Below are 4,411 nucleotides of genomic sequence, written 5' to 3' on the forward strand. Positions count from 1 at the left end.
CGACCGCCGAGACCGGTGGCCACCAGGGTGACGCGAATCTTGTCGCCCATGGTTTCGTCGAAGGCGGTACCGAAGATGATGCGGGCGTCGTCGGCGGTATAGGCCTTCACCGCATCCATCACCTCATGCACTTCCTTCATCTTCAGGCTGTAGTCGGCGGTGATGTTCACCAGCACGCCACGGGCGCCATTGAGGCTGATGTCTTCCAGCAAGGGGCTGGCAACGGCCGCTTCGGCAGCGATACGGGCGCGGTCAACGCCTTCGGCATGGGCCGAACCCATCATCGCCATGCCCATCTCGGTCATTACCGCCTTCACGTCGGCGAAGTCGACATTCACCAGACCCGGCACATTGATGATTTCGGCGATACCGGCCACGGCGCCGCGCAGCACATCGTCGGCAGCCTTGAAGGCATCCTTGAACGACACATCGTCGCCCAGCACCTGCATCAGCTTGTCGTTCGGGATGATGATCAGCGAGTCGACATACTTCTGCAGCTCCTCAATCCCTTGTTGCGCCGACTTCTGACGCTTGCCTTCGAAGGCAAACGGGCGGGTAACCACACCAACGGTGAGGATGCCGCGCTCGCGGGCAATCTGCGCCACGATGGGCGCAGCACCGGTACCGGTGCCACCGCCCATGCCGGCGGTGATGAATACCATGTCGGCACCATCGAGCATCTCGCTGATGCGCTCACGGTCTTCTTCGGCTGCAGCGCGACCGATATCGGGGTTGGCGCCGGCGCCCAGGCCCTTGGTCAGATTGGCACCAAGCTGGACGACGTTTTCCGAGCGATTGCGCTTGAGCGCCTGCGCATCGGTATTGGCGCAGATGAATTCCACGCCGGTCACACCCGAGTCGATCATGTGGTCGACAGCATTGCCGCCACAACCACCGATACCGATCACCTTGATCTTGGCAACCGGCACGATGTCCTGCGCTGCTTCCAGGAACGAAATAGCCATTTGCTTCTCCTCTTTGCCCGTGCTTTAAACGACAGAAAATGAAACTGCTGACTTTACTGAAAATCGTCTAGGCCGACCTCTCGCCGGCATCGACGACCAACTAAAAATTGCCTTGAAACCAAGCCTTCATGCGGTTGACCACCCCGCCAAGGCCACTGCCCTGATTCGCTTTCAGCCCCTGGCGCTGCGCCTGCTGCTTGCCAAGCAACAGCAGGCCGACCACGGTCGAAAAGCGAGGATTCTTCACCACCTCGCTCAGGCCGCCGACATACTGCGGCACGCCTAGGCGCACCGGCAGGTGGAACACCTCTTCACCCAACTCCACCATGCCCTGCATCTGTGCCGAGCCGCCGGTAATCACGATGCCGCTCGACAGGCGCTCTTCAAAGCCGGAACGGCGCAGTTCCGCCTGCACCAGGCTGTACAGCTCTTCCACCCGAGGCTCGATCACTTCGGCCAGGGTCTGGCGATTGAGCTGGCGCGGGCCGCGCTCGCCGACGCCTGGCACTTCGATCATCTGCTGCGGGTCGGCCAGCCGACCCAGGGCGATACCATGGGCGCGCTTGATATCCTCGGCCTCCTTGGTCGGGGTGCGCAGCGCCATGGCGATATCGTTGGTGATCTGGTCGCCAGCGATCGGAATCACCGCCGTGTGGCGGATGGCGCCATCGCAGAACACGGCGATATCGGTGGTGCCGCCGCCGATATCGATCAGGCACACGCCCAGCTCTTTCTCGTCCTCGCTCAGCACGCTCATGGCGCTGGCGAGCGGCTGCAGGATCAGGTCATTCATCTCCAGGCCGCAGCGGCGCACGCACTTGGTGATGTTCTGCGCCGCCGAAATGGCGCCGGTGACGATATGTACCTTCACTTCCAGCCGCACCCCGCTCATGCCCAGCGGTTCTTTCACATCTTCCTGGCCGTCGATGATGAATTCCTGGGTGAGGATGTGCAGGATCTGGTGCTCGGTGGGGATATTCACCGCACGCGCAGTTTCGATCACGCGGTCGACATCGGCCGGGCCTACTTCCTTGTCCTTGATCGCCACCATGCCGTGCGAGTTGAAGCTGCGGATATGGCTGCCGGCGATGCCGGTCAACACTTCACGGATCTTGCAGTCGGCCATCAGCTCGGCCTCTTCCAGCGCACGCTGGATGGCACCGACGGTGGACTCGATATTGACCACCACGCCCTTTTTCAGGCCCTTGGACGGTGACTGACCGAGGCCGATCACCTCCAGCCGGCCATCCGGCAGGATCTCGGCAACCAGCGCGACGATCTTCGATGTACCGATATCAAGACCGACCAGCAGGTTCTTTGTTGTGTTCGGTTTATTCACCGCTTCTCTCCCAGACTACTGTGCTGCCCGATCACGGGCAGGCTCGCTTGACTAAGTGACCTTGCCACCGGGCTTGGTCGGATTGGTGTTCGGCATCCGCACGGCAAAGCCATTCGGATAGCGTAAATCGATGTACTGCGCCGGCGTGGCCAGATTGGCCAGCGAGCGCGGATAAGCCTCGACAAAGCGCGCCAGCCGGCCTTCCACATTGTCGCGACCGATTTCCAGCGTCAGATTGCGATCCAGCTCCAGCCGCCAGGCACGGCGAGCAGACAGCCATACCCGGCTGGGTTTACGTGCAATGCCGGCCAGCTGGTCGCGGAAAGCCATATAGCCCTTGGCCACCTCGGCCTCGCTGCCTTCTGGGCCTTCCAGCACCGGCAGCGCATCGTTGCTGGCGGCATCGAAACGCTCGCCCAGCGTATTGAGCAGGCCAACGCTGCCCCAGCGCGCCAGCGCCACATGCTCCTCGATGGTGACATCGAGCCGGTCGGGCCAGCGACGGCGCAGCGTGACCTGGCGCACCCAGGGCAGCTTCTCGAAGGCAGCCCGGGTCTTGTTCAGATCGAGAGTGAAGAAGGTGCCGCGCAACTCGTTCTTCACGATGTAACGCAGCTGCTCGCGCGTCACATGGCTGAGGCTGCCCTCCACCTTGATCTGCCGCACCGGAAACAGCGGCGAATGCACCACCACCAGCACCGCCGCATACAAAAACAGCAGCGATGAAAAGCCGATCAATAGATTGGCGAGCCAGTTGAGGAGCTGGGGCTTATCCCACATCAGCGCTCTCCCCGCTCTGCTGGTGAAACGTGAAAGGTGAAAGGTGAAACGTGCGCGCGCAGGCGAGCGCGGCAGCCCTGTGCCATCTCGCCCGCGTCATCACGTTTCACTGCCGCATCACTCACGTTTCACCTTTCACGTTTCACCGGCCAACCGCACTACAGCGTGCCTTCCAGAATCCGCAACACCGCATCTTCGTAACTGAGCCCAAGCGCCTTGGTGCCCATCGGGAACAGGCTGTGGCTGGTCATGCCGGGGGCGGTGTTGATTTCGTGCAGATAGGCATTGCCTGCCTCATCCATCATGAAATCCACGCGTGCCCAGCTCTTGCCACCTACTGCCCAGAAGGCTTTTTCGATCATCGGGTTGATTAAGGCGGCTTGCTCATCGCTAAGACTGGGGCAGCGGTACACCGTGTCGTCGCGGAAATACTTGGCCTGGTAGTCGTAGAACTCGGTAGCCGGCTCGACCTTGACAGCCGGAAACACGGTATAACCGCGCTCCTCATCACCCATGATCGACACTGCATACTCGCCACCGCTGAGATAGCGCTCGGCCAGCACCACGCGGCCATAACGGCGGGCTTCGGTAAACGCTGCCGGCATGTCGGCGACCGACTTCACCTTGGTCACACCGATGCTTGAGCCTTCGATATTCGGCTTTACGAACAGCGGTAGACCCAGCTTGGCCACTACTGCGTCCCAGTCGCTGTGCTCGTCCAGGACTTCAAATTCAGGAATAGGCAACCCAAGGCCGCGCCAGATCAGCTTGGTACGCAGCTTGTCCATGCAGATGGCGCTGCCCATCACGCCGCAGCCGGTGTACGGAATGCCCATGAATTCGAGCGCGCCCTGGATGGTGCCGTCTTCGCCGACCGGGCCGTGCAGGATCAGGAAGGCGCGATCAAATCCTTCTTCTTTCAGGGCCGCCAGTGGCTTCTCGGCCGGATCGAAAGCATGGGCGTCCACGCCCTTAGCCTGCAAGGCGGCCAGCACGCCCGCCCCGCTCATCAGCGACACTTCGCGCTCTGCACTGTTCCCGCCGAGGATGACGGCGACTTTGCCAAATTTCTCAGGGTGAAATGTGAAAGGTGAAACGTGAAACGTTTCGCCCTTCTCACCCTGTACTTGATTGCTTGCCATTTTTCACAATTCTTTCAATGAGCCGTTCTCGGCCAGACGTTTCACGTTTTACGTTTCACTTTTCACAAGCTTTGCAGGCACACCGCCAATCGAGCCGGCGCCCATGGTGACGATCACGTCACCGGCTTTTGCGTGTTCCACAATGGCCTGAGGCACTTCGCTCATATCCTCGACAAACAAGGGCT

Annotated in this window: 4 protein-coding genes; all 4 read right to left on the reverse strand. The window is 60.9% G+C overall.

Features of this window, described 5'->3' with window-relative positions:
* The coding region (gene ftsZ, locus ACE3OH_RS19920) for a cell division protein FtsZ (RefSeq protein WP_374357277.1) at positions 1–959 on the reverse strand (959 nt) is incomplete at its 3' end.
* 106 nt (positions 960–1,065) lie between these two features.
* Positions 1,066–2,304, reverse strand: a complete 1,239-nt coding sequence (ftsA, locus tag ACE3OH_RS19925) for a cell division protein FtsA (protein ID WP_374357271.1) — start codon at positions 2,302–2,304, stop codon at positions 1,066–1,068.
* Between the two features lie 51 nt (positions 2,305–2,355).
* Entirely contained in the window at positions 2,356–3,084 is a 729-nt protein-coding gene (locus tag ACE3OH_RS19930; protein ID WP_374357273.1) for a cell division protein FtsQ/DivIB, read from the reverse strand.
* 158 nt (positions 3,085–3,242) lie between these two features.
* The gene (locus tag ACE3OH_RS19935) at positions 3,243–4,103 is read right to left on the reverse strand and encodes a D-alanine--D-alanine ligase (protein WP_374357275.1); all 861 of its coding nucleotides are present in this window, start codon (positions 4,101–4,103) and stop codon (positions 3,243–3,245) included.
* Positions 4,104–4,411: the final 308 nt, after the last annotated feature.

The organism is Chitinimonas sp. (assembly GCF_041904975.1).
Lineage (GTDB): Bacteria > Pseudomonadota > Gammaproteobacteria > Burkholderiales > Chitinimonadaceae > Chitinimonas.